The organism is Parasphingorhabdus sp. DH2-15 (assembly GCF_051668705.1).
Classification (GTDB): domain Bacteria; phylum Pseudomonadota; class Alphaproteobacteria; order Sphingomonadales; family Sphingomonadaceae; genus Alterisphingorhabdus.
This window is the reverse complement of the sequence record NZ_CP196351.1, coordinates 618,264-644,155: the sequence shown is the minus strand read 5'-3', so window position 1 is coordinate 644,155 and position 25,892 is coordinate 618,264. Positions and strand designations below refer to the sequence as shown.

General features: G+C 50.8%; 22 protein-coding genes. 7 read left to right on the top strand and 15 right to left on the bottom strand.

Annotation, left to right across the window (positions count from 1 at the left end; all coding sequences use genetic code 11):
• Positions 1–34 precede the first annotated feature (34 nt).
• From ACR9YC_RS03070 to ACR9YC_RS03020, 11 genes are all read right to left on the bottom strand, one after another.
• Complete coding sequence (locus ACR9YC_RS03070) at positions 35–817, bottom strand: SDR family NAD(P)-dependent oxidoreductase (RefSeq protein ID WP_438729677.1); 783 nt, start codon at positions 815–817, stop codon at positions 35–37.
• Between the two features lie 115 nt (positions 818–932).
• Positions 933–2,105 carry an acetyl-CoA C-acetyltransferase gene (locus ACR9YC_RS03065; protein WP_438729675.1) on the bottom strand — a complete coding sequence of 391 codons (1,173 nt, stop codon included), beginning with the start codon at positions 2,103–2,105 and terminating at the stop codon, positions 933–935.
• A gap of 216 nt (positions 2,106–2,321) precedes the next feature.
• Entirely contained in the window at positions 2,322–3,734 is a 1,413-nt protein-coding gene (locus tag ACR9YC_RS03060) for an aldehyde dehydrogenase family protein (RefSeq protein WP_438729673.1), read from the bottom strand.
• A gap of 45 nt (positions 3,735–3,779) precedes the next feature.
• Positions 3,780–5,087 (bottom strand): cytochrome P450, encoded by a 1,308-nt coding sequence (locus tag ACR9YC_RS03055; protein WP_438729671.1) that lies wholly within the window; start codon positions 5,085–5,087, stop codon positions 3,780–3,782.
• Positions 5,088–5,094: 7 nt separating this feature from the next.
• Positions 5,095–5,616 (bottom strand): GNAT family N-acetyltransferase, encoded by a 522-nt coding sequence (locus ACR9YC_RS03050; RefSeq protein ID WP_438729668.1) that lies wholly within the window; start codon positions 5,614–5,616, stop codon positions 5,095–5,097.
• Positions 5,613–7,148, bottom strand: coding sequence for an acyl-CoA synthetase (locus ACR9YC_RS03045; protein ID WP_438729665.1), 1,536 nt, complete (start codon positions 7,146–7,148; stop codon positions 5,613–5,615). The genes ACR9YC_RS03050 and ACR9YC_RS03045 overlap by 4 nt, the downstream gene beginning before the upstream one ends.
• A gap of 181 nt (positions 7,149–7,329) precedes the next feature.
• On the bottom strand, positions 7,330–8,073 hold the full coding sequence (locus ACR9YC_RS03040; RefSeq protein ID WP_438729662.1) for a M23 family metallopeptidase: 744 nt from the start codon (positions 8,071–8,073) through the stop codon (positions 7,330–7,332).
• A gap of 121 nt (positions 8,074–8,194) precedes the next feature.
• Positions 8,195–8,959 carry a ferritin-like domain-containing protein gene (locus tag ACR9YC_RS03035; protein WP_438729659.1) on the bottom strand — a complete coding sequence of 255 codons (765 nt, stop codon included), beginning with the start codon at positions 8,957–8,959 and terminating at the stop codon, positions 8,195–8,197.
• Between the two features lie 62 nt (positions 8,960–9,021).
• The gene (bcp, locus tag ACR9YC_RS03030) at positions 9,022–9,495 is read right to left on the bottom strand and encodes a thioredoxin-dependent thiol peroxidase (RefSeq protein ID WP_438729656.1); all 474 of its coding nucleotides are present in this window, start codon (positions 9,493–9,495) and stop codon (positions 9,022–9,024) included.
• A 37-nt stretch (positions 9,496–9,532) separates the two neighbouring features.
• Positions 9,533–12,325, bottom strand: a complete 2,793-nt coding sequence (gene glnE / locus ACR9YC_RS03025) for a bifunctional [glutamate--ammonia ligase]-adenylyl-L-tyrosine phosphorylase/[glutamate--ammonia-ligase] adenylyltransferase (protein ID WP_438729654.1) — start codon at positions 12,323–12,325, stop codon at positions 9,533–9,535.
• A 25-nt stretch (positions 12,326–12,350) separates the two neighbouring features.
• The gene (locus ACR9YC_RS03020) at positions 12,351–12,980 is read right to left on the bottom strand and encodes a sigma-70 family RNA polymerase sigma factor (RefSeq protein WP_438729651.1); all 630 of its coding nucleotides are present in this window, start codon (positions 12,978–12,980) and stop codon (positions 12,351–12,353) included.
• A 408-nt stretch (positions 12,981–13,388) separates the two neighbouring features.
• Here ACR9YC_RS03020 and ACR9YC_RS03015 point away from each other — a divergent pair, with 408 nt between their 5' ends.
• The 6 genes from ACR9YC_RS03015 (at position 13,389) to aguB (ending at position 20,550) form a co-directional block, all read left to right on the top strand.
• Complete coding sequence (locus tag ACR9YC_RS03015) at positions 13,389–15,077, top strand: M28 family metallopeptidase (RefSeq protein ID WP_438731564.1); 1,689 nt, start codon at positions 13,389–13,391, stop codon at positions 15,075–15,077.
• 82 nt (positions 15,078–15,159) lie between these two features.
• Positions 15,160–16,170: an agmatine deiminase family protein gene (locus ACR9YC_RS03010; RefSeq protein WP_438729648.1), complete on the top strand. Its 1,011-nt coding sequence runs from the start codon at positions 15,160–15,162 to the stop codon at positions 16,168–16,170.
• A 120-nt stretch (positions 16,171–16,290) separates the two neighbouring features.
• A complete protein-coding gene (locus ACR9YC_RS03005) occupies positions 16,291–17,805 on the top strand; it encodes an FMN-binding glutamate synthase family protein (RefSeq protein WP_438729645.1) in 1,515 nt (504 codons plus the stop codon).
• 97 nt (positions 17,806–17,902) lie between these two features.
• Positions 17,903–18,730: a class I SAM-dependent methyltransferase gene (locus ACR9YC_RS03000; protein ID WP_438729642.1), complete on the top strand. Its 828-nt coding sequence runs from the start codon at positions 17,903–17,905 to the stop codon at positions 18,728–18,730.
• A gap of 53 nt (positions 18,731–18,783) precedes the next feature.
• Positions 18,784–19,668, top strand: coding sequence for a class I SAM-dependent methyltransferase (locus ACR9YC_RS02995; protein ID WP_438729640.1), 885 nt, complete (start codon positions 18,784–18,786; stop codon positions 19,666–19,668).
• A gap of 18 nt (positions 19,669–19,686) precedes the next feature.
• Positions 19,687–20,550 (top strand): N-carbamoylputrescine amidase, encoded by an 864-nt coding sequence (gene aguB, locus ACR9YC_RS02990; protein ID WP_438729637.1) that lies wholly within the window; start codon positions 19,687–19,689, stop codon positions 20,548–20,550.
• A gap of 26 nt (positions 20,551–20,576) precedes the next feature.
• On the opposite strand, the gene dps is transcribed toward aguB, so the two are convergent.
• The gene (gene dps, locus ACR9YC_RS02985; RefSeq protein ID WP_438729634.1) at positions 20,577–21,047 is read right to left on the bottom strand and encodes a DNA starvation/stationary phase protection protein Dps; all 471 of its coding nucleotides are present in this window, start codon (positions 21,045–21,047) and stop codon (positions 20,577–20,579) included.
• Positions 21,048–21,520: 473 nt separating this feature from the next.
• On the opposite strand from dps, the gene ACR9YC_RS02980 reads away from it, so the two are divergent.
• Complete coding sequence (locus ACR9YC_RS02980) at positions 21,521–23,164, top strand: methyl-accepting chemotaxis protein (RefSeq protein ID WP_438729631.1); 1,644 nt, start codon at positions 21,521–21,523, stop codon at positions 23,162–23,164.
• A gap of 160 nt (positions 23,165–23,324) precedes the next feature.
• On the opposite strand, the gene ACR9YC_RS02975 is transcribed toward ACR9YC_RS02980, so the two are convergent.
• Genes ACR9YC_RS02975 through ACR9YC_RS02965 form a run of 3 tightly spaced genes read right to left on the bottom strand, consistent with a single transcriptional unit; the run spans position 23,325 to position 25,729 of the window.
• The gene (locus ACR9YC_RS02975; RefSeq protein WP_438729629.1) at positions 23,325–23,981 is read right to left on the bottom strand and encodes a CoA transferase subunit B; all 657 of its coding nucleotides are present in this window, start codon (positions 23,979–23,981) and stop codon (positions 23,325–23,327) included.
• Positions 23,974–25,008, bottom strand: coding sequence for a hypothetical protein (locus tag ACR9YC_RS02970; protein ID WP_438729626.1), 1,035 nt, complete (start codon positions 25,006–25,008; stop codon positions 23,974–23,976). The genes ACR9YC_RS02975 and ACR9YC_RS02970 overlap by 8 nt, the downstream gene beginning before the upstream one ends.
• A gap of 4 nt (positions 25,009–25,012) precedes the next feature.
• Entirely contained in the window at positions 25,013–25,729 is a 717-nt protein-coding gene (locus ACR9YC_RS02965) for a CoA transferase subunit A (protein WP_438729623.1), read from the bottom strand.
• Positions 25,730–25,892 lie beyond the last annotated feature (163 nt).

Here is a 25,892-nt window from a genome sequence, read left to right as displayed (position 1 = left end):
GCCCAACGTGTAAGGCCTTTAATGTCCGCCTTGTTTAACGTGGTGCCATTCTGATGCCGCCATCAAGGCGGACATCTTCACCGTTGAAATATCCGGTTTCGATCATGCACAGCGCAAGTTTTGCATATTCATGCGGTACGCCCAGACGCGGCGGATGCGGCACCATCGCGCCCAAAGCATCGCGCACCGGTTGCGGCGCACCGGCCAGCAAAGGCGTATCGAAAATACCGGGCAGGATCGTATTTACCCTGATCCCTTCGCGGCTAAGATCACGCGCAATGGGCAGGGTCATACCCACAACGCCGCCTTTTGATGCGGAATAGGCTGCCTGACCGATTTGGCCATCTTCTGCCGCGACGGAGGCCGTGTTCACCATGGCGCCGCGATCACCGCATGCCAACGGATCAAGCGTCAACATACCTGCTGCTGATTTAGCAATACAACGAAAGGTGCCGACCAAATTAACCTGAATGACAAAGTTGAAAGCATCCATTGGAAAATGTTTGATTGAGCCATCTTCCTTGGAACGGCTAGCGGTTTTGATCGCATTACCGATACCTGCACAATTGACCAAAATCCGCTCCTGACCATGGGCCGCACGCGCCTTTGCAAAACCAGCATCAACACTGTCATCTTCGGTCACATTCACTTTGCAGAATGTGCCGCCCAGCTCACTGGCCAGCGCTTCGCCCTTTTCTTCATTCAGGTCAAACAGCGCAACCTTTACGCCTTTGCCTGCCAGAACACGCGCGGTTGCCGCACCCAAGCCAGATGCACCGCCAGTGATCACTGCGGAGATTTTATCGTTCAGTTCCATGGTTTTGTCTTTCTTAAATTATCGTCATCCTGAACTTGTTTCAGGATCTTTCTAGGTCAAAGCCGAGATGATAAAGATGCTGAAACAAGTTCAGCATGACGAATTAAAGGCCGAATTAGCCCAAACGCTCAATGATGGTGACATTGGCCTGACCGCCGCCTTCACACATGGTTTGCAAACCATATTTGCCGCCGCGTGCTTCCAGACCGTTGAGCAAGGTTGCCATCAATTTGGTGCCTGATGCGCCAAGCGGGTGGCCCAGCGAAATTGCGCCGCCATTCACGTTCAATTTGGCATGGTCGCCGCCCGTGTGCTTAAGCCATGCCAGTGGCACAGGGGCAAACGCTTCATTCACTTCATACAGATCAATATCATCAATTTTCATGCCCGCACGGTCCAGCGCGCGATCGGTCGCGAACAATGGCTCTTCCAGCATGATAACCGGATCACCGCCGGTAACCGTCAAATTATGAATACGCGCACGCGGGGTCAGACCATGGTCTTTCAAAGCCTGCTCACTCACCACCAGAACAGCGCTTGCGCCATCGCAAATCTGGCTGGCATTGGCTGCCGAGATATAGCCGCCTTCACGGATGGTTTTCACCCCTGCAATGCCTTCCAGCGTTGCATCAAAGCGAATGCCCTCATCAACCTTATGCGTTTCTTCACCTTCTGGCGTTTCGATGGTCACTGGTACAATCTCATTGTCGAACGCGCCGCTTTCAGTCGCGGCCTTGGCCCGCATATGGCTTTCCAAAGCATAGGCATCCAGATCATCTTTGGTCTGGCCGTGCTTTTCAACAATCATTTCCGCGCCATCAAACTGGCTGAACATGATACCGGGGAATTCCTTTTCCAAACGCTCCGACTTATAATTGCCCAGACCTTGCTTCATAAATAGCGCCGCCGTTGACCCCATGGGCACGCGGGTCATGCTCTCAATACCACTGGCCAGAACAATATCCTGCGTGCCAGACATCACTGCCTGCGCTGCAAATTGGATGGATTGTTGCGATGAACCGCATTGCCGGTCAATCGTCACCGCAGGAATGGAATTGGGCAGATTAGACGCTAATACCGCATTACGGCCAACATCCATTGTCTGCTCCCCGCCCTGCATAACACAGCCGGTGATCACATCATCAATCTTGCTGGTGTCAAAATCATTGCGCGCAGCAATGGCGTCAAACACTGCAGCGCCCAAATCCACTGGGTGAACCCCGGCCAACCGGCCCCCGCGTCGTCCACCAGCAGTCCGTACTGCATCAACAATATAAGCATGAGCCATAAATTCTCTCCTATAAAACACTATTTAATCGCTTGATTAAACTGTGGCAGGAGCATGGTCAATGGGGAAGGTGGGGCGGCACAATTTGGTCACTTTTCAGCAACCATATTTCTACCTTAAAAGGCCACACGGAGATACAGCAAAAAGGGGAGCGAGTCGTAAGCCCTCTCCCCCTTTTAATCTTCAATATGTGTTAGGTGCGGGAAATTACGCTGCCTAGCGCTTTACCGTAATCACTTGCGGATAGGTAAATTCCAGCAAACCCTCTTTGCCATATTCCGCGCCAAAGCCGGATTGTTTATGACCGCCAAAAGGCGCAAATGGGGAGAGGTGCATAAATTCATTCACCCATACTGTGCCGGTTTCCATCTGTTCGGCAACCTCAACACCCTTATCGGTATCGGCTGTCCACACTGCGCCGGCCAGACCATATTCCGATGCATTGGCGCGTGAAATCGCTTCGTCCACCGTTGCAAACTTCATCAATGGCATCACCGGGCCAAATTGCTCTTCCGCCACAATGCGCGCATCTTCGGGCGGATTGTCCAAAATTGTGATCGGCACATAATAGCCCGTGCCCGTTGGGTCAGTATCACCGCCAACCAGGAATTTATGGCCATTATCTTTGGCGTCCTGAATCAGCTCCAGCACCCGCTCATATTGCTTTTTGTTCTGGATCGGGCCGACAGCTGTGCCCTGTTGCGCCCCGTCGCCAACTTTTACATGACGGGCATATTCGGCAATCGCTGCGGACAGATCATCATAAATATCTTCATGGATATAGATGCGTTTCGCGGCAATGCAGACTTGCCCTGCATTGGTAAAGCTAGACCAGAAAAGCTGTTCAGCCACTTTTTCAACATCGGCATCCGGCAATACGATAGAGGCGTCATTGCCGCCCAGCTCCAATGTGATGCGCTTCAGGTCTTTTGATGCGCCTTCCATGATTTTCTTGCCCGTTTCGGTCGAGCCAGTGAAGGTGATTTTATCAATATCAGGATGGCTTGTGATAAGCGGGCCAAGGCTATCTTCGCCGGTAATGATATTGACCACACCTGCGGGCACGACATCTTTAATCAGCTCGGCCAAACGCAAAGTGGTCAGCGGCGTGAAGGGTGAAGGCTTCAGCACGATGGTACAGCCAGAGATTAAAGCTGGTGCGATTTTCTGCACCGCCATCATCACGGGGAAGTTCCACGGCACAATGCCGCCAACCACACCCACCGGTACACGGCGCGTGCGCGACAGGCGGGTGTCGCTATCTTCGTTAATCTCATCTTCCAATGTCAGTGTTGATTGTGCCGCCGACATGGCCGCCGCGCCGCCAATTTCCTGTTGTGCTTGCGCATGGGGCTTGCCCTGTTCAGCCGTAAGCAAACGGAACAATTCGTCCGCATTATCTTTAATAGCTCCCGAAATGGCCTGTACAACTTTACGGCGGTCGTCAATCGGGGTTTTGGACCATGTTTTGAACGCTCGGCGCGCCGCCGCAACTGCTGTGTTCAGTTCATCTTCACCGCAAGAGGGAACGCGGCCAATCACCTCCTCATTTGCGGGGTTTACAACGTCCAGCATATTGGGTGTATCAATCATCTGCCCGTCAATAAGGACTTTATAAGCGGTGGTCATTTTCTGTCTCCTAAGGGTGTTTATTGTTATCTGTGTATCACATTATCACGTTGCAATGCGCAGCGGCAATGTTTTCAGTCCGCCAACAAAAGTAGATTTAGCTCGCTGCGGCTCACCAGCCAGTTCAAGCCCTTCCACTCTGTCGAGCAAAGCATCGAACAATATGCGCATTTCCAGCCGTGCCAGATGCAGGCCAAGGCATTGGTGCGCTCCTGCGCCGAAGGCCATATGCCGATTGGGCGTGCGCGTGGCATCAAATGCACGCGGATCGTCAAATACGGCATCATCATGGTTGGCCGCGACATAGGACAGCATCAGCCAATCATCTTTTTTGATATGCGCATCGCCCAGTTGTACATCTTGCGCGGCGGTGCGCATAAAGTGCTGTACTGCGCTAACCCAACGGATCGCCTCCTCTATCAAGCCAGGCAAAAGCGAACGGTCCGCTTTTATCCGCGCAAACTGGTCGGGATCTTGCGCCAATGCCATCATGGCGCCAGCGGTTGATGCCGATGTCGTGTCATGCCCCGCACTGGCAACAATGATATAATATCCTGCCATAGCCCGGTCATCGAGCGGTGCCCCATCCACCACAGCATTGGCAATAACACTGGCGACATCTTCCGTCGGGTTTGCGCGCTTTTCTTCGGTTATCTTGGCGAAATATGCTTCAAAATCAGCAACAGCACCGGCAACCAATTGGGTGATCTGTTCCGGAGTCATATCAGCTAGGCCGGTTTTGTTCAAATCTTCGTCCTGACCGCCAAACATTTGCTGCGTCAGGAACAGCATGCGCTGCTCATCTTCCTCTGGCACACCCAAAATCTGCATAATGACATGCAGCGGATAGGGCGAGGATACAAGCGGCACAAAATCAACCACACCATCATCAGAGGCCTGTGCCGCAGAAACCAGCCGATCAGCAGTTGCCGATGCCAGAGCGGTAATTTCATCCTCTAACATTTTCAGGTTTTTCGGCATGAACCAGCTTTGCGTCAGCTTGCGATATTTCATATGCGTCGGGCCATCAAAGGTGACCAATGATTCAACCAGATGAGGGCTGCCGCCAGTGATAGCTTTGACCAGAGCATCGCCCGCTGTAACACCATAAACCACCGATTTGGGGTTGTTTAGGAAACCCGCATTGTCCTTGCTGATGCGCATCACATCTTCATGCCGCGTGACCAGCCAAAATGGTTCATGCATATCGCCATTATCAATCCAGGCGACAGGCGTGCTGGTGCGCAGCGTGTCGAAATCATTCAGCAGACCGTTCCATTCAGCATAGCTTGCTGGATCAACAATGCGCGCCGCAATATCTGGCGCGGCCTGCGGTTTATCAAAGTTGCTCATTTTCTTTCTACCCTTCATGAAATAGGGGGTGGAAACCGATAATGCCCTGAGGCGTATCGGCTGCGAAACACAATAGCTGATAATATTCCGCCGGTTCACCCTCTGGGCAATTGTCCGGCGCAGGCTCGAAACCAAAGCGCGGATAATAATCAAGACTGCCCACAAGAACACAGCCCGCAGCGCCGCGCTGGCGCAGCATATTTAGACCATAGTGTATGAGCGCACTGCCAATGCCGCATCTTTGCATATCGGGTTCAGCACAGACCGGCCCCAGAGCATAATATTGCCCTGTGTCTTGCTCAGAAACAGCAGGCGAAAAAGCGATATGGCCGACAACATTCTCTTCATGCTCAGCAACCAGCGAAATCTCCAGCGCACCATGTGCACGCAAAGCGTTTACCAGATCCTGTTCATTACCTGCGGCAAAGGGCATGGGCGCAAAGGCCCTTTTGGTCAGATCATAAATTACCTGCTGATCGGACGCGGATTCCGGACGAATATGCCATTCAGGATCCGGCATCTCCTTCATACAATCTTGCTATCCGCCTTGCCCCAATATTCATCGCGTAGCAGACGTTTATACAGCTTACCTGTCGCATGACGGGGCAGTTCTTCGCGAAAATCTATCTGCTTGGGCATTTTTACACGCGACAAGTCCGCGCTCAGAAATTCGCGCAGTTCATCGCCCAACGCATCACCCGCATGTGTCAGGTCGAGCGGCTGCACAACCGCCACCACTTTCTCACCCAAATCAGGGTCTGGCGCGCCAATAACGGCGGCATCAGCAACTTTAGGATGCGTGACCAGCAAATTCTCTATCTCTTGCGGATAGATATTCACGCCGCCGGAAATAATCATAAAACTTTTCCGGTCGGTCAAATATAAGAAGCCGTCTTCATCAACCCGGCCAACATCTCCCAAAGAGGTCCAGCCATGCTTGTTAGCGGCTCCTTGGGTTTTCTCAGGATCATTATGATATTCAAATGCGCCGCCGCCTTCAAAAAATATCTGACCCTCTGTGCCAACCGGCACCTCATCACCATTATCATCGCAAATGCGGATCGTGCCCAGCAATGCTTTGCCGACCGAACCTTTATGCTCCATCCAGTCTTCGCTGGAAATGAAGGTAAAGCCATTGCCTTCTGTACCGGCATAATATTCGCGCAGCACAGGCCCCCACCAGTCAATCATCGCTTCCTTGATCGGCACTGGACAAGGCGCAGCGGCATGGACAGCACATTTCAGGCTCGACACATCATATCTGCCACGGACATCTTGGGGCAGTTTTAACATGCGCACAAAATGTGTCGGCACCCATTGGCTATCCGTCACATGATATTTTTCAATGGTCTGCAATGCCGTTTCTGGGTCAAATTTTTCCATCACGATGACCGTGCCGCCCAAACGGTGAACTGTCTGGCACCAGCGCAGCGGCGCAGCATGGTAAAGCGGTGCCGGTGAGAGGTAAATACTCTCACTGCTCAAACCAAATGCGCCGACCGCCAGCATAACCAATGCATTTGTCGCAGCAATATCGCCATCTTCAGGCAGCGGCAGGCGAATACCTTTTGGCCGCCCGGTCGTGCCAGATGAGTATAGCATATCTGTGCCTGCTCGTTCATCAGCGATAGGCGTATCTGCCATGGTGCGGAAAAGTGAATCGGCTTCATTTTCGCCCTCCGCTCCGAACACCAATTGTTCAACATTGGGCACCAATTGTTTCACTTCTGAAAGCAGATGGTTCATCGCAACAGATGTCACCAACATCTGGGCGCCGCTATCCTCCAGAATATAAGCGATTTCCGGCGCAGTCAGCCGGTTTGAAATCGCCACATATATAAGGCCGGACCGCTGTGCGCCCCAAACAACATCAAAATAATGGGCCTGGTTTTCCATACAAATAGCAATTGTATCTCCGGTCTTCAGGCCATTTTTGCGAAATAGATGGGCGACGCGATTGGATCGGCGATCAAGTTGCGCATAGCTGATAGTTTCGCCGCTATCGGCCATTATAACCGCTGGTTTATTACCATTGGCCTGTGCATGAACACTAGGGTGCATCAATCTCTCCTGAGCATGGGTGTGATACCCTTATCTTTATTGACGCGCAGGATTGTTTAATTGATCGATTAAATCAAGCGAAGATTTTTGACATGGCTATTTATCCGGCCAAATTGCGGACCATGGCACAATGCAGGAAATGAAATTAGCGGCCAGAAGCCCGCCGCTCAAAAAATTGCGATTATTCGCTTGGTCCACCAACGGCAACTTGCTGCGCGTTATTTATCCGCTCTTCCAATGCCACCAGATAGGCGGTGGATTCCATGAATGGCGCAGGATTAACCGCGTCACCATTGATACGCACTTCATAATGCAAATGGCTGCCGGTTGAGCGACCGGTTGAACCCATAAAGCCGATCAAATCACCGCGACGGACACGCTGATTAGGCGCCACATTCAGCCGGGACATATGACCATAACGGGTCTGAATATTGCCGCCATGTTCAATCTCAACATAGCGACCATAGCCACCCAGCCATTGCGCGCGGCCAACAATACCGTCAGCAGTCGCATAAATAGGTGTGCCAATGGGGCCAGCAATATCAATACCTTTGTGGTTTTTGCGGCGACCTTTAAATGGGTCTGTGCGATAGCCAAACCGGCTAGTGATAACGACATTATCTACCGGCATGCGCGATGGAATGGATACAAGACCATTTTGCGTTTCGTCATGCGATTGCCACGTTGCAAACAAATTGCGAAATTCACTGTCAGGAATGCCGATGGCCGTGGCAGCTTCTTCATCTGTTGATGGCAATACCCGCTCAACAATATCTGTAGTTGCAGAGGCAGCAACCGCTGGCGCGTCTTCATTAGCAGGTAAAGGTGCTGCTGTGGTCGCCATGGCAGGAGCAGCCAAGCCAAGTGATGAGATTGCAAGAAAGCCAGACAGCCGCGTCAAAGTCTTCGATAGAAACTTGATCATATATTCTTGCACGCGCCCACCCATTTTATATTCGCTAAGGGCAAATGCGTAAAATATTATGACGCAATCACCGCTAAACTTTTGCGATTCTTTTGATGAGCCTATGTAAAATCATATCTCTTCAGGTAGCAAGCGCCGCGTAATAATCTTGGGTTAAACCGGCTGTCGCACGCGCCGAGTCGTTAAATGGTGCTTTCAAACCGCCACGAAAATGCCGTTTTACAAGCATTTGCCAATGCTGCACCGCAGCAAAACTTTGTTCTTGACAGCCATGCCGAAACCAATGGGTGCCATAACCAACATGTTTTATCTCATCGTGATAAATTCTGTTCAAAATACGTGCCGACGCCATATCATTCTGGCTTTCAAAGCGCGTCACTGTGGCGGGTGTAATATCAAGACCGCGTGCCTCTAACACCATAGGGACAACAGCCAGACGCGCCAAGGCATCATGACGCGTATCATGCGCGGCTTCCCACAGGCCATCATGCGCTGGCATATCCCCATAATAGCTGCCCAATTGTTTTAGCCGCCTATCCAATATCGCAAAGTGCATCGCCTCATCAGCACCAACGCGCATCCAATCACTGACAAATTGTGCGGGGAACTGCGCGCCAAACCGGCCAATCAGGTCAAAAGCCAGATCAATGGCGGAAAATTCAATATGGGCCAGCGCGTGCAAGAGATTGCTGCGGGCTTTTACAGAATCGCCTTTGCCACGCCGCGGCATTTTATTGGGGGGCAGCAATTCCGGTTTATCGGGGCGTGCCGGGCGTTCCGGCATCGCCACATCAAATATATGCGCCAAACGGCCTAAGCGCCATTGCCGCGCCGCCCAGCGCGCCGCCATTATCTTGGCAGCAGGCTCTGCACTGGACAATACCATATGGCACGCCCCTGCAACTGTATCGATCGATTGGTCAGAAGGTGATGATTGCGGCAACCGCTTTAGCCAACCAGCTCTTTGGCCGCCTGTAAAACAGCCTGTTCATGCTCTTTCACTTTTACCTTGCGCCATATATGCGCAACCTTACCAGCCGCATCGATAAGAAATGTCGAGCGTTCCAGCCCCATATATTTGCGGCCATACATATTTTTCTCAACCCAAACGCCGATAGCCTCCGCCATGGCTGTCTCTTCATCGGATGCAAGGTCGATAGTCAGATCATATTTATCGATAAACTTCTGGTGCTTTTTTGGCGGATCTTTTGAAACGCCCAATATCTTGACACCCAAAGCATCAAATTCTGCTTTATTGGCACTGAACGCCTGTGCTTCTTTCGTACAGCCCGGCGTATCGTCTTTGGGGTAAAAATACAGAACCCATGGCGAACCGGCATAATCGGCAGGTCGCAGTTCAGAACCATCTACGGCCGTCATGGCTATATCGGGAAGCGTATCACCAATGGCAATGTCTGTCATATTTCAAACTCCTGAAAATGCGTGTCGAAAATGCCCCTCATGAGGGCGAATCGAGTTGGGGAATAGCGCCTAATAACCTTTGTCGCTCTGCACATACAATGGTGCGCACCTGCTCATATCGCTTTTGCAAATCAATCCAGCTATTCTCTCCGCAAATCTTTGCGACCAATGCTTGTGTTGAGGCAAGCTCTAGCTTGTCATGATCTTCCACCAGCCGCAAAATAATAAGCAAGCGCGTCAGAAAATCATGCGCATCGGCAAAGGCTTCAGGCAAGAGCCTGGCCGCTATTAAAATGTCGATCGCTTCTGAGAGGTTTCCCGAAAGGCCCTTTTGATGGGTTAGCTGCAATACATGCACGCAAAACTCCAGATCAACCAATCCGCCCTTTGCCAGCTTGGCATCCCAATAGCTGCTCGGCGGCTTGGCCATGGCAATGTCTGCACGCATGGCTAATGCGCGTTCCGCTATGCTGTCACCAGCATCAATATTTGCACCAACATGCATCAAAAAACCGGTAATCTGCGTAGACAAGGCATCACGCGATTGTGATGATCCATAAACCGGCCGCGCACGGCATAGCGCCATATGTTCCCATGTCCACGCCGTGTCTTTTTGATATTGCAGGAAGCTCTCTATGGAGACGGCCAAAAGCCCCTGATTTCCAGATGGTCTGAGCCGTGTATCGACATCATATAATGCGCCATTGGCAGTAGGCACTGAAAGAGCAGCAACAATACGCTGCGCCAGCCGGTTGAAATATTGGGTGGCGCCGATGCTTTTGGGACCGTTGGAAACGGCATCATGATCGCCGGTGAAGAGAAAGATCAAATCCAGATCAGAAGCATGAGTTAGAGCTTCGCCGCCAAGCCGGCCCAAGCCCAAGATCAACAGTTCGCCACCCTCAATATAGCCATATTTGGTAACAAAATCTCTGGTCACAGCCTCGGCAATCACTTCAATGGCTGCTTCGGCCAACTGGCTATAATCGCGTGCTACCAAAAGCGGATCGCGGCGTTGCTCTATCAATTTCATGCCCAGCACAAAGCGGTGTTCCGCCACGACCAGTCGGACATGATCGAGCAATGCCTCCATCGCTATATCTTGCACAGCGCCGCGCAAATCGGCCACTATCTCTTCGCGCCCGGTCAACCCTCCCAGAGCGCGATTATCAACAAGCGCATCGAGTAAATCCGCCCGTTGTGACAATGCCCTGGCCAAAGCCGGTGCGTGGGTGAGGACAATAGCCAGTTTGCGTCTTAAATTCGGCCGTGCTTCCAGCAAGTAAAACATGTTGAGGACACTGGGCAGCTTTTGCAGCAAACCATCCAAACGATTGATGCTGACCAAATCGCCGCCATTTTCTGCAATATGCCCAAGCAAAGACCCGATAGTATTTTCAAATGCCCGTAAACTGGCCGGATTGCGCAGTGCGCGCACACCGCCATGTCGCCACCTGCTGATCAAGCGTACTATCGCGCCTGTCTCATAAAAGCCCATAGCAGCCAGTTGCATAGTCAAGCGGTCATCATTATCGGCCAGCATTTGCGGCATATCATGCCCGCTATCATCCTTATTGTCCGCAGATGACGCTGCACTGCCCACGCCATAATTGGCGAGCAATTGGTCATAATGCTCGCCCACACTTTGCACCACAGGGGCAAGGCTATCCAAGAATTCCTGACCATCATCCCAACCAGCAAGACGCGCTACATTGTCCAGCGATTCTTCCTGATTGGGCAAGCTATGGGTCTGCCTGTCATCGACCATTTGCAACCGGTGCTCGGCATTGCGAAGGGTTATGTAATTTGCAGCCATAATATCCGCAGTATTGGCCTGCAAAATACCGTGATCAGCAAGTGCCGAAAGCGCCAATAAGGTCGTCCCTTGTCGCAATTCAGGGTTCCGCCCACCATGAACCAATTGCTGGGACTGTACGAAAAACTCAACTTCTCTAATTCCGCCACGACCGCGCTTCAAGTCATAGCCTGCGCTAAAAACCTGCCCTTCGGCATAATGTTCGCGGATACGGCGCGTCAAATCAGCAATCGCATCAATAGTGCCAAAATCAAGACTGCGCCGCCAGATAAAGGGCTGTATCTCATCCAGAAAATACGCCCCCAGCTTGGCATCGCCGCCGCTAAATCGTGCCCGAATGAACGCCGCTTGCTCCCAAGCAAGCGCCTGCGATTCATAATGGCTGATCGCGCCGCTAATAGGCAGCGCCAAAGGGCTTACCTCCGCTGCAGGGCGCAAGCGCATGTCAACGCGGAAAACATAGCTATAGGCCGTCCGTTCGCTTAATGTCGCGATAAGTTGGCGACTAATACGCTGCGCTGCATCAACAGGCGTTTCCCGCCCACGCGTCGGAATGGTTTGCGGATCAAACAAAAAGATCGGGTCAATGTCACTGGAATAGTTAAGTTCCCGCGCCCCCAGCTTTCCAAGGGCAATCACTGCAAAGCCCGTCGGCTCGCAATCATAGCGCCGCCGGAAGAGATCCTGCAGCGCCTGATCGATGGCGCCATCGGCGAAGTCCGATAAATGCTGCGTCACTTGCGAAAACGACATATGCCCGGAAAGGTCAGCTATCGCCAGCGACAGGCTGAGCGCAGTGCGCTGTTGTCGCAATGCTATATCTATGCTCTCACTTTTGCCCAATATGTGAGACGCCGCAATCGCACCCTGAATATCACCATCTGCCAGCAATGCAGAAATATCGGGAAGATTGTCTATAGCCCGGCGCAGAAATGGCGAATATCGGTGTGCCCGGTTAATCACCTTGGGCATGTCAGACACAGCAATTGGCGTTTGCGACATTGGTGACGGCATTCTTTATACCCTTAGCAAAAGCATCTTATATGCTCTTGGCCCCGCCCGGGCCATTCGCAGACTGCCCATCGCTCAAATTGTCAAGATCATTCATAAGATCGCTAAGCGGACTGTCACCGCGCTGCGACGCATTGGCCAGACTGTCCTTATCATCGCTTTCCAAAAGTTTTTCGAGTGCCGTTCGCGCTCTCGCCACTCGGCTCTTAATGGTGCCAATAGCGACATCGCAAATTTCTGCTGCCTCCTCATAAGAAAAACCGCCCGCACCAACCAATATTAGCGCTTCACGCTGCGCAGCTGGCAGAGCGTTTAGCCCCCTTTGCACATCGGCAAGGTTAATCTGGTCATCTTGCTGGCCTGACATGCTGAGCACACGGTCGCTGGTTAACTCATCCCAATCGCCAACAAATTTGTTGCGCCGCATTTGTGATAAAAAGACATTGCGCAAAATGATGAAAGTCCAGGCCCGCATATTGGTGCCTGCTTCAAATCTCTGCCGCGCGGCCCAGGCCTTGAGCAATGCCTCTTGCACCAGATCATCAGAAAAATCGCGATTGCCGGAAAGAGAGCGCGCATAGGCACGCAGGTGCGGAACCACATCCGTCAACAAAGCCTTGAACTCACTATCAGGCAGGGATGTTTTTTCTGCGTCCAAAAAAGCCTCTCTGCCGTTTAATATTGCTCAAATAAGAGCGTCAAAAGCTGATACATAGCCATTTACATTGGCCTTTATTACCCAAAGCCATTTTCACGCCATGACAGCCGTTTTACGCAACAGCTCGTCATAATTGGATGGCCAGACTGCAACCTCAAGACAAAATTATATTGCAATACAAGGAATTAAAGGCTTTTAATCTTGTTCGCTACTACCATCGCTATATCACCCTAGCAACCATTTTTGACGGTTGGATATTCACTGATATCAATGCTTCCTGAGTTGATCTTTCAATGAGCCGCAAAGCATTACACAATTTGATCAACCTTACACACTTGTGCCCATGGTCGTCTTCTGGCAAATCGCTGTGCAAAGAGGCAAGTGCCTTGAATAAATGGAGACATGATAATGGTCAAAACTTGGTCAATAGCTGTAGCTGGACTGGCTTCGATATTACTAACGGGATGCTATGTTTCGTTTAGTGACGAGAATGAAGCCATGGACATTCCGGAGGTCGAAGCCGGTGATATTTCCATGGAGACCATGAAAACCATTACCGAAGAATTGTCTTCCGATGCGTTTCAAGGCCGCGCGCCCAGCACCATTGGCGAAGAGAAAACACTCGCTTTATTGACTGAGAAATTTGAAGCAGCCGGATTACAACCCGGAAATGGCGAAAGCTGGTTTCAAGATGTTCCTTTGGTCGAAATCACAGCGGATAAAGTGTCTCCACTGGTGATTAGCGGCGGTGAAGGCGATACGCTATCTTATAAATATGGCCCCGAGATGGTTGTCGGGACATATCAAGAGCAGGCCAAGACCTCGATCGCGAACAGTGATATTGTCTTTGTCGGTTATGGCATCAACGCTCCAGAGCGCGGATGGAACGATTATGAAGGCGTAGATGTCAAAGGCAAAACCGTTATCATATTGGTCAATGATCCTGATTATGAAACGGAAGGCCTTGAAGGAGACTTTGGCGGACGGGCTATGACCTATTATGGCCGCTGGTCCTATAAATATGAAGAAGCCGCACGTCAGGGTGCAGCAATGGCCTTGATCGTTCATGATGAATTCCCTGCGGCTTATGGCTGGAATGTTGTGGAATCAAGCTGGAGCGGACCACAATATTATGCGCAGACATCCAATGGCGGCGCAGACCAGACAGGGGCTAATGGCTGGATACAAAAAGATGTTGCAGCCGCTATCATGGCCAAAGCCGGTCTGGATCTAGAAGCAGAAATGGCTGAAGCAAAAACCAAAGGGTTCAAAGCAAAAGCGCTCGACCTGAAAGCCGAAGTATCTTTTGAAAACTCCATTTCGAAAAGCAATTCAAAAAATGTTATCGGCATATTGCCTGGAACCGAACGGCCAGACGAATATGTGATCTACACAGCACATTGGGACCATCTCGGCATCTGCAAGCCAGCACCTGATGGCGACAATATCTGCAATGGTGCCGTGGATAACGCCACTGGCACAGCGGCCTTGGTCGCATTGGCCGAAGCCCATGCAAAAGCTGGCGCAACGGAACGGACCATTATATTCTTGGCAGTGACCGCTGAAGAATCAGGGCTGTTAGGTTCCAAATTCTATGCTGAAAACCCCATCTATCCGCTCGCGCAAACTGCTGGCGGGGTGAATATGGATGCATTCCTTATTGCAGGTCCTGCCAAGGATGTGACCGTTGTTGGCGGCGGCAAATCGCAGCTCGATGACTTTCTGGCCGCAGCGCTGAAATCGGTTGATCGAACTGCAACACCGGAATCGACGCCGGAAAAAGGCTTTTACTACCGCTCTGACCATTTCAGCTTCGCCAAATTGGGTGTGCCCATGCTCTATGTTGATGGCGGCGAAGATTTGATCGATGGCGGCAAAGAGGCTGGTGCCGCAATTGCCGAGGATTATACGAAAAACCGCTATCACGGGCCAAAAGACGAATATGATCCTAACTGGAATTGGGATGGCGTCGCTGCGGACCTGCAACTTTTCTATCGCCTTGGCCGGATGCTGGCCCAAACCAAAAGTTGGCCCAATTGGGTTGAAGGTGACGAGTTTAAGGAAACCCGTGACAAGAGCCGCGCTGGCGCTGAATAAAATATTTTGAGTCCGCCTTTTTCTGATCCGATCTTTTTTCGTCCGGCATCAATAGTCTGGCAATGATTACGAAGTCTGGCCTATGATCGAAGCAGCATCTGCCAGTCAAAAAATGCCGGCAGAGTGGGAAAAGCATGATCTGTTATGGATCGGCTTTCCCCATGACGATGAAGAATGGCAAGGCCATATAGCCGCAGCGCAAGAAGAGATTGCACGCTTCGCCTTACTCGCATTGCAACATGGTGAGCCTGTGCAACTTGTCTGCCGCAATGCAGAAAATGCACAATTGGCGCGCAGTTTGACCCAGGATGCTGTGCCTATTGCGGTCCATCCCTATGGCGATATATGGCTGCGCGATACCGGACCGCTCGTGACAATTGGCGCAGACGATAAAAGGGTGCGTCTCGCGCAACTGTTCCGCTTTAATGGCTGGGGCGGAAAATATGAAATGGCCGGTGACACAGAAATTGGCCGTCACTTGGCCGATGCAGCCAATCTGCCCATTGTGCAGCATGATTGGATATTAGAAGGCGGCGCAATTGACGTGGACGGCCATGGGCGAGGCGTTACGACGGAACAATGCCTGCTGAACCCCAATCGCAATCCGAAACTGTTAAAACCCAATATCGAAAAACGCTTGGCCAGCGCATTGGGCATCAATGATCTATTATGGCTGGGTGATGGCCTTGTGAATGATCATACAGACGGGCATGTCGACAATCTGGCCCGTTGGGTCGCGCCGGGCGTTTTGGCTCTGGCCAGCCCGTCCGGTAATGATGACCCTAATGCCTATATCTATGCCGATGCTCTTCGCCGCGCGGAAGCCGCTGGCATTACCACCACATTGATCCCCTCGCCCGGTCTTGTCATGTCTAATGGCGAGGTCACGCCTGCCAGCCATATGAATTTTGTCATCGGCAATCGTGCGGTTTTCCTGCCGATTTATCAGACGCCATTTGATGACATTGCCAGTCAAGCATTAGTAAACCTGTTCCCGAAACGTGCGATCATTCCTATCCCATCAATAGGCATTTTACGGGGCGGCGGCAGCTTACATTGCGCCAGCCAGCCATTGCCTGCGCCGATACAGTAATATGGCATAACAAAGAGTGATAGTTTTGATTACGCAACAATATTGGACCTAGGGTGCAGCAACAGTCTATCGCATTAATGCAAATATCCTTTCGAGCTACAAACCTAATAAGGAAAATTGATGGCCAGTAATATTCTCAGCGTTCTTAGCACGCTAACCTATATGTTTGTTTTTGCGATTGGCTTGGCCCTGATTGCGATTGTGGTGATGTTCATCATTGATATCACACAAAATCAGGATGCAGTTCGTCGCAACTATCCGGTCATAGGACGGTTCCGCAAAATCTTCTCCGAACTGGGCGAGTTTTTCCGGCAATATTTTTTCGCTATGGACCGCGAAGAAATGCCATTTAATCGCGCAGAGCGTGACTGGGTTGCTCGCGCTGCAAAAGGCGAAAGCAATACTGTTGCCTTTGGCTCCACCAAAAATCTTGACCCAATTGGCACGCCGATTTTTGTTAACTGCCCCTTCCCCACTCTTGAACAGGATGCCGCAAAAACGTCGAAGATGACCATAGGGCCATATTGCGCAAAACCTTATGAAGCGCCCAGCCTGTTCAATATTTCTGGCATGAGCTTTGGCGCGCTCTCGGTCCCTGCTGTGCAGGCTTTGGCACATGGCGCAAAAATGGCCGGATGCTGGATGAACACTGGCGAAGGTGCACTCTCCCCCTATCATCTTGAAGGCGGGTGCGACATTGTCTTTCAAATCGGTACAGCCAAATATGGCGTCCGTAATGATGATGGATCGCTGAATGACGATAAACTACGCAAAGTGGCGGATCATAAGCAAGTACGCATGTTCGAGATAAAATTGTCGCAAGGCGCAAAGCCCGGCAAGGGTGGAATACTACCCGGTGCAAAAGTGACGAAAATCATCGCCGAAGTCCGCGGGATTACAGAAGGTGAATCCTCCATCTCACCCAATCGCCACCCTGAAATTGACAGTATAGACGATTTGCTGGACTTCATCGCCCATGTTCGCAAAATCACGGGCAAACCAACCGGTGTAAAGGCCGTTCTAGGGGCCTATGGCTGGATCGAAGACCTGTGCGAAGCCATACATAAGCGCGGTATAGAATCAGCGCCCGATTTCTTTACATTAGACAGCGGTGATGGCGGCACAGGCGCCGCACCCATGCCTTTGATGGACAATGTCGGTCTACAGATTGATGAAAGCCTGCCCATGTTGTCAGACATATTCCACCGCTATGGATTACGCGACCGGATCAAAATCATTGCTTCTGGTAAGCGCATCACCCCTGCGGATGTGGCATGGACTTTATGTACCGGTGCCGACTTTGTGGTCAGTGCTCGCGGGTTCATGTTCTCATTGGGATGTATTCAGGCGCTGAAATGCAACAAAAACACATGCCCGACCGGCATTACGACCCACGATCCACGACTGCAGCGCGGTCTGGACCCACAGGACAAAAAAGTAAAAGTGGCCAATTACTGCAAAAATCTGGTGCATGAGGTTGAAACAATCGCGCATAGCTGCGGCGTAGATGAGCCGCGCAAATTACGCCGCAAACATGTGCGTATCGTTCAGACTAACGGCAGATCAGTGCCTATGGATGAGCTTTATCCGCGCCCCGAGCCTTTGCCCGAATATGTCAATCAAGCAGCAGAATGATATTAGTGCCTATTGATATGCATATTGCTATTTGAGCGCGAGCGGTTTTGCGCTTATAGAGGCACTTAACCTTCCCCTGCGTAAAAGGACATTTCTGATGAAATCACTTATCGCCCTTCTAACCGGCGCTGCTGTTATCGTTGCCGCACCCGTTCTGGCCCAAAATGCAAATTCAGCCCTTGAGACGGCCTTGGCATCGGAAACGCGCGATGAAGACCGTGCGCGTGACGCTTTCCGTCATCCGGCCGAGACGCTCAACTTTTTTCAGGTTAAGCCAGAACATACTGTGGTGGAATATGCGCCCGGTGGCGGTTGGTACACGCGGCTATTGGTGCCTTATCTCGCGTCAAGCGGGCGCTATCTGGCTATGAATGGTGACAGTGATGCCCGCATCTATCGTGACCGCGCCAGCGAAGCACGGACCAAAGGCTGGACTGAGCGCTTCCCAGAAGCAGCAGCCGAATGGACCGGGATGCCAGTTGAAAAAATCACTGCATTTGAAAGTGATGAAGTTCCAGAAGATGTTGCCGGTCAAGTCGACCGCGTTGTGATCTTCCGTTCTATGCACGGGTTGCTGAATGGCAATCGTGCCGATGCTGAACTGCGCGCAGTGCGCGGACTGCTAAAGGATGACGGCATGGTGGGTGTGGTGCAACATCGCGCCAAAGCCGATGCCCCGTGGGAAATAAGCCATGGTACCCGCGGTTATCTCAAACAAACACAAGTCATCGCTTTGTTTGAACTGCACGGCTTTGAACTGGTTGGTACGTCCGAAGTCAATGCCAACCCAAAAGACCCCGCCAATTGGGATGGCGGTGTTTGGACATTGCCGCCAATTTTGCGTTATGGTGATGAGAACCGCGCGCAATATGAAGCGATTGGCGAAAGCGACCGCATGACCCTGCTCTTCCGCAAAGCGAACTAAGCATCGCCCTCAAACCTCCCCCAAATCGAACTATGCTCAATGAAAGAATGAATATGACCAAAGCAGCTTTATTGGCACTATTGACCGCGACCAGCCTGATGGCATGTACACCGGTTGATGTTTCAGAAGACGGAAACGACATTGCAAAAGAAGAGGCCGCGCATATAGCCGCATTGGATAGCGTTTTGGCGGCGGACCTTCGCGCAGATGATCGTGCGCGTGATACCTTCCGTAACCCAAAGCAAACGCTGAACTTCTTTGATGTAAAGCCTGACCAAACAGTGATTGATTATGCGCCAGGTGGCGGTTGGTACACCCGTATATTGGCCCCCTATTTGGCTGAAAACGGCAATTATATCGGCGTAGGCTTCCCACCGGAAGCAGCAGCCAGTATTGGCCCTGAATTTGTTGAACGTGTGCGCGCCAGCGGTGAGGCTTTTGCCGAGACACAAAGTGAAAGCATAGGCATTCCAGCTGAAAAACTCCCTTTCTATTTCTCCAATGCTTTGCCTGATGATCTTAACGGTAAGGTTGATCGCGTTGTGATTTTCAGAATGATGCACAATCTGCTGCGCTGGGGCATTGCCGATGCTGAAATCGAAGCGATGAAATCGGCGCTGAAGCCGGACGGCATGATCGGTATCGTTCAGCACCGTGCAAAAGCTGATGCTTCGGATGAAAGTGCCGATGGCAATAAAGGTTATATAAAACAGGCTGCACTTGTTGCCTTTATGGAAAAGCACGGTTTTGAACTGGTCGCTGAGAGCGAAGTTAATGCCAACCCTAATGACACCACCGACTATGAAAATGGTGTGTGGACTTTGCCCCCTAACTATGCCGAAGGCGAGGATAGCAAAGAAAAATATGACGCGATTGGCGAGAGTGACCGTATGACTTTGCTCTTCAAATTGGCAGAACAAGGCGACGCAGCCGAATAAACCCATAGGTTTATACCCATGCATGCAATCACCATAGCTGCGATGCAATTGCCACTTGCGGGCGGCTCTGTGCAGAATATTGCTGCTGTCAGCGATATGGTGGTTGCGGCTGCGGAAAGAGGCGCAGAGATAATTTTGCCACCTGAATTGTTCAGTGGCCCTTATTTTTGCACCATTGAAGATGAAGCACTTTTTGCTCTGGCTGCACCGACCGCAGATCATCCTTCGGTGCGCGCCATGCAAAAGCTGGCAAAACAACTCAAGGTAGCCATCCCCACCAGCTTTTTTGAACGCGATGGCCATCACCATTATAATTCTCTGGCGATGATTGATGATAATGGCGAAATACTGGGCGTTTATCGCAAAAGCCATATCCCTGATGGGCCGGGCTATGAAGAGAAATTTTATTTCCGTCCTGGCAATAGCGGTTTCAAAGTCTGGGATGTAAAAGGCACTCGCATCGGCGTCGGTATTTGCTGGGACCAATGGTATCCGGAATGTGCCCGCGCAATGGCCCTCATGGGCGCCGAATTGCTGCTCTACCCCACGGCCATTGGCTCAGAACCCTATGATGCAGCGCTCAACACCGCCGATATGTGGCGGCGTGTGATGCAGGGCCACGCTGCGGCCAATGCCATGCCGGTAATTGCCAGCAACCGTGTTGGGCGTGAGACCGATGCTGCGGGCAATCATCAAAGCTATTATGGTCATAGCTTTATCACCAATGAGCGTGGTGATCTGATCGCCGAATATGGCGATAATGAAGATGGTATATTAATAGCAAGCATTGACCTAGAGGCCGCACGTCTGTTCCGCGCGGGCATGGGCTTTTTCCGTGATCGCCGGCCAGAACTTTATGGCAGACTTACCGAAGATAGGTAATGCTCGCTATTCAAGTTTGAAAAGGCCTAACGATGTGCCTCAACAAACCATAATGACTTGTCAACCGCACGTGTAATCTCTGTTAGCAGATCAGCTGTGACGGCATCACCAATATCTTCCGCTTCACCAATTGCTTTTCTAACAGCGCCGCCAAATTCAGCCAAAGCAGATGACAATGCCTCCACATGCTCCGCCTGATCGCTAGCGTCCAGAGGATATTCGGTAAGGCCAGTCTGCGCGGCTGCGGCGCGGATTGTCGCCTTTGTCTGGCCACCTAAGGTTACGAGCCTCTCTGCCAACATATCCGCCTGACCCATCGTCTCAGTGTGAATAGTGTCAAACAGTTCATGCAGCGCAATAAAGCTGGTGCCTTTAATATTCCAATGCGCCTGTTTGGCTTGACTCGCCAGATCAAGACTGGCTGCCAAGTGCGTTTGCAGAATGTCGATTACCGCTCGGCGACTGTTATCAGGAAGCATATTTTTTGTCGTGTGCATGACATAAGCCTTTTTCATTCGAGAGAGTTTTATTTTTTTATAGTAAGAATATAGTGGCTCGGATGCTGTAAAAAATATGTTTTTATTGATCAGAGTTATCTAATTTTTTAATTTTAGATTCGCCGTAAATTTGGCTCATCGTTCGAAACATCGTCACTACAAAGTGCGATCAGTTTTTGCAGAAATCATCCATATGGATCGTACCAATATCAGTTCAAGCTAAGAAATATTAACTATGTTTTAGACTTTGGTTTCTAAGCACAGACTATCCAGATATGAATTTGGACAGGCTGCAAGCGCCATATCGGTAATGGGTGAGTGGGAACGAGGACGTAATGATGCAGGGGCATGAAATAGATTTGTACCAAACAGATCAAAAACCAGCTTTCTTTAAAAGAATGTTGGGAGCTTTCTCTGCTATAGCCGGACAATCAATCTCAGTTAGGTCTAGCAGAATCTTTCGCCTTTCGGCCTTGTTGGTCATCTTGCTGGGTCTTGCCGCAGCTTTGGGCTTTATACGCACCGAACAGCGTGTCAGCAGAACCGCAGATTTAACAGAATTTGCCTTTCTTATTGCGAAGACTGACCAGCTCATCCATGAATCCAAAGACAATATGGGCGCGTATCGCGCACGGGGATTTGATGCAGAAATAATCGATTTATCAATCTCTCAGGCGCGCGAGACAATTAACCTAGCATCCCAGTTAGAGGCAGCCGCAATATCAGTCGATACGGCTTACATCATCGCTATTGATGATATTCAAACCGGTCTGCAAGGCATTGAGCAAAGCTTGATAGAAGTCAAAAGTGCACCACGCGATATTGTTGAGCAAGAGAGCTTTTTAGGGCCACGCTATGATGCGATAGATACTGTCATTCACAAAATTCAAGCCCTGGGCGATAATGCATCACGGCGTGTCGAAGAAATATCAACGACCGGAGTGTGGGAAATCCAGCTGCTCATCATCATAATGATTGTGATCGCCATATTCGCTCTGGCGCTGGTCCTGGTAGGACAGAATTTCATCGCAAAACATATTCTACTGCCGATCAGCCATATTAGCGATGTCAGCTTAAGACTGGTCGAAGGCGAAACCGGACAGGATATACCAGAGACAGAACGGGGGGATGAGATTGGCGCCATGGCCCGTTCACTCAGCATGTTGCAGGAACGTTCCGTCAAATTGATTGAGGTACAGCAAGAAATAGCAACCAAAGCCACTGCGGAATTACAGGCACAAAAAGACCTTCAACAAGAACGCACAAATCAGGCGCGCACACTGCAAATGCTTGCCGATAAATTTGAGCAAACAGTGGGCAATGTTGCCAATGAGGTCAGTCAGGCCACTAGGCAGCTACAATCGGCTGCAACGGTGATGGCCGACAATACACAGCGCTCTTCGGACGAGAGTAAATTAGCAGCAGAACGCCTGAAAGAGGCTTCAAGCGGGGTTACGGGTGCTGCGGCTGCCAGTGACGAATTTATGATGTCGATAAATGAAATCAGCAACAAAGCCAAAGTATCTGCAGAACGCGCCCGAAGCGCGAATGATGTAGCCGAGCGCGCCAATCATACAATTTTGGCATTGGATGAAACGGCATCGCATGTTGGCGGTATTGCCGAAATGATTTCCAACATTGCCAAGCGGACAAATATGCTTGCCCTTAATGCCGCAATCGAAGCCGCACGTAGCGGCGAAGCAGGCAAAGGCTTTGCCGTTGTGGCATCTGAAGTAAAAGATTTGGCCGAACAAACCAGCCGGGCAACCCAAGAGATCGACCAGCAAATTAAAGCCATTCAGAGCAGTTCTTCTGCTGGCGTAGGCGCGTTGAAAGAGATTGTTGGTGAGATCAACGAGCTGGAATTAACCGCCCTTTCCATAGCGACTGCGGTCGATCAACAATCCGCTGCCGGTCAGGATATGGGCTATAGCATCGATATTGCGGCACAAAATACCGAAGCGGTGAGCCATAATGTCCATCTGGTAAGCGAGATGTCGGCTAAAACAGGCGACACTGCGCAACAAGTCGTCAATTCTGCCAATCAATTGGATAAGCAGGCGGATCTTTTGCGGCATCAGGCCGGAGAGTTTTTGAAAAACGTGCGCAGCGCCTGATATTTTATCAGGCATGATAAACAGCGTAGATTAGAACGCCTTATAGGCTCTCTGGCTCTAAGTAGCGCTCTTAACTCCAGCCCAACTCGATATTCAAAGCGTCTCCATTTGAAGATAAGCCCAGCTTTTCCAGATACCGATAAACGACCGGTCGAATTTGTCATATCGCGATATCAAACCGGGCAGTGGTTTTGGCAGCCACGTCATCAGCTGTAACGCTCGGTGCAAGCTCAATAAGCCGGAATGTGCTGTCATGATCAGGGCGGTGGAAAACGCCCAAATTGGTGATAATCATGTCCACGACATTCTTGCCAGTTAGCGGCAATGTGCATTCGGGAATAAATTTGGCGCTGCCATTTTTGGCATTATGGTCCATCACCACGATAATTTTCTTAACGCCAGCAACCAAGTCCATCGCGCCGCCCATGCCTTTGATCATTTTACCCGGGATCATCCAATTGGCGATATCGCCATTTTCCGCAACTTCCATTGCGCCCAATACGGTCAAATCAATATGCCCGCCGCGGATCATGGCAAAACTATCTGATGAGCTGAAATATACCGATTGCGGCAATTCACTGATTGTCTGTTTGCCAGCATTGATCAGATCGGGATCTTCCTCTCCATCTATCGGGAAAGGCCCAATGCCCAGCATGCCATTTTCACTTTGTAATGTCACTTCAACACCATCAGGAATATGATTGGCAACGAGCGTGGGGATACCAATGCCCAGATTGACATAATAGCCATCTTGCAGCTCCTGCGCTGCGCGTGCTGCCATTTGGTTGCGGTCCCAGCCGGGGGTGTCACTAGCCATTATCGTCCTCTTTCTCATCAGGTGTCAGCGTTTCATCAGGGGCGTTATCTGTATCAATAACATTTGGTTGGAGATTGAAAAATTCTGATCTTTTGCTGCGGCCGCTTGCATCGGCAGACTGCGCTTCGTCTTGTCCATCCCTGCTTTGAGGTTCATCCGTGACCAGAAACCAGCCATTGTTAAAATTGCGTTCTAGCGCGACCGCAAAATCAGGGTCGAGCAGATAGTCATAGAGTTCATCAAAGTCGCCGCGGGCATCGCCCAAAGTTGCCAAAATACAATAAATCTCCGCAGCGGCCCATCGCCGCAATTGCTTGCGATCATCCGTGCTGCGATTGAGTGAGACAAAATCACTTTCACCTTCTGGCAAAAGATTGTTGGCTTTTAATTCCTGAATAATCGTCAATGCCTGCTCTGCTGGCCGTGCAGAAAGCCAGATGACAGTGATTTCCGCCTCCCGCAATTGCGTCAATATAGCTGGCAAGCCAGGCGCAGAGAATCTAAATGGTGCAGCTTCGGCTTTGTCAGAGGAACCTCGATCAACATCAATAATGACCGCCGGTGGCAAATCCTGACAGGTCATGCTTTTCGGGCTAACAAGCGACACGCGCGGAACAAGCACAGCAGACTGATCCCATTGGCCTTCATCCCATAACCGTTGACGCTCAAGACTGACCGAAAGGAAACGCTCATAAGGAGTCGCCAAAGAGGGCAGCCTATTGTCTCGCTCGGCCCCTGGCGGCGATGCCAATATGTCGGATAGACGCAGTTCCCCTTTTGGCGAGCGCAGTGCCACATCGGTTGCTGCCGGCTCATCCGTAACATTTTCGGCATCCGCATTACCTACTGTTACAATGGGTTCACTCTGTTCGGAGGTCACTGCGATAAGACCCGCTTTTTCACGCGCACGGTCTATGCTTGTCTTACCAATGGCACCAGCAGCGACGATCGGAATCGCCAACGCAACACAGCCGCTCAGCAAGCTGAAAAAGGCGATTGGTGCCAAGAGGACGGTTAGTCGTGGCAAGGTCTTAGGCCGCTTCGCGCACCGTTTTGAACTCAATCTTCTTATCATAGGGCGCGCCGCTGATCAGGCGCTTCACATAGATGCTTGGCAGGTGGATAGCATCAGGGTCCAGCTCTCCCACCTCAACAATCTCTTCCACTTCGGCAACGCAGATTTTTCCCGCTGTTGCCATGGGCGCGTTGAAATTACGCGCGGTTTTGCGGAATATCAGATTGCCTGCTTTGTCGGCTTTCCAGCCTTTGACAATACACAGATCAGCGAAAATGCCGCGTTCCAATATATAGGTTTCATTGACCCCGTCTTTATTGGCAAAATCCTTATGTTCTTTGCCCTCAGCAACTTGCGTACCAACGCCCGTTTTGGTGTAGAAGCCGGGAATTCCAGCACCACCAGCGCGGCAACGCTCGGCCAGAGTGCCTTGCGGGCAAAATTCAACTTCCAGCTCACCAGCAAGATATTGCCGTTCAAATTCTTTATTTTCGCCGACATAGGAAGAGATCATCTTTTTGACCTGCCGTGTGCGCAGCAATTTGCCCAGTCCTTCGCCATCAATACCGGCATTGTTTGACGCTATGGTCAAATCCTTCACCCCGCTATCGCGAATGGCGTCAATCAACCGCTCTGGAATACCGCATAGGCCGAAACCACCTGCACAAATATCCATGCCGTCAAACAATAATCCCTCCAGCGCGGATTTGGCATCACTATAGATTTTTTGCATGGGGTGGTTGCTCCTTATGCGATTGATTCGTCATCAGCACCTATAACGGTATGCGATGTGTGTCACCAGCTTAGCAAAACATCAAAACAATCCAGATTCGCACAGCAATTATGCAGTTAGAATGGTTAAAAGCATTCCAAACTGTCGAGAACATGCAATCTTG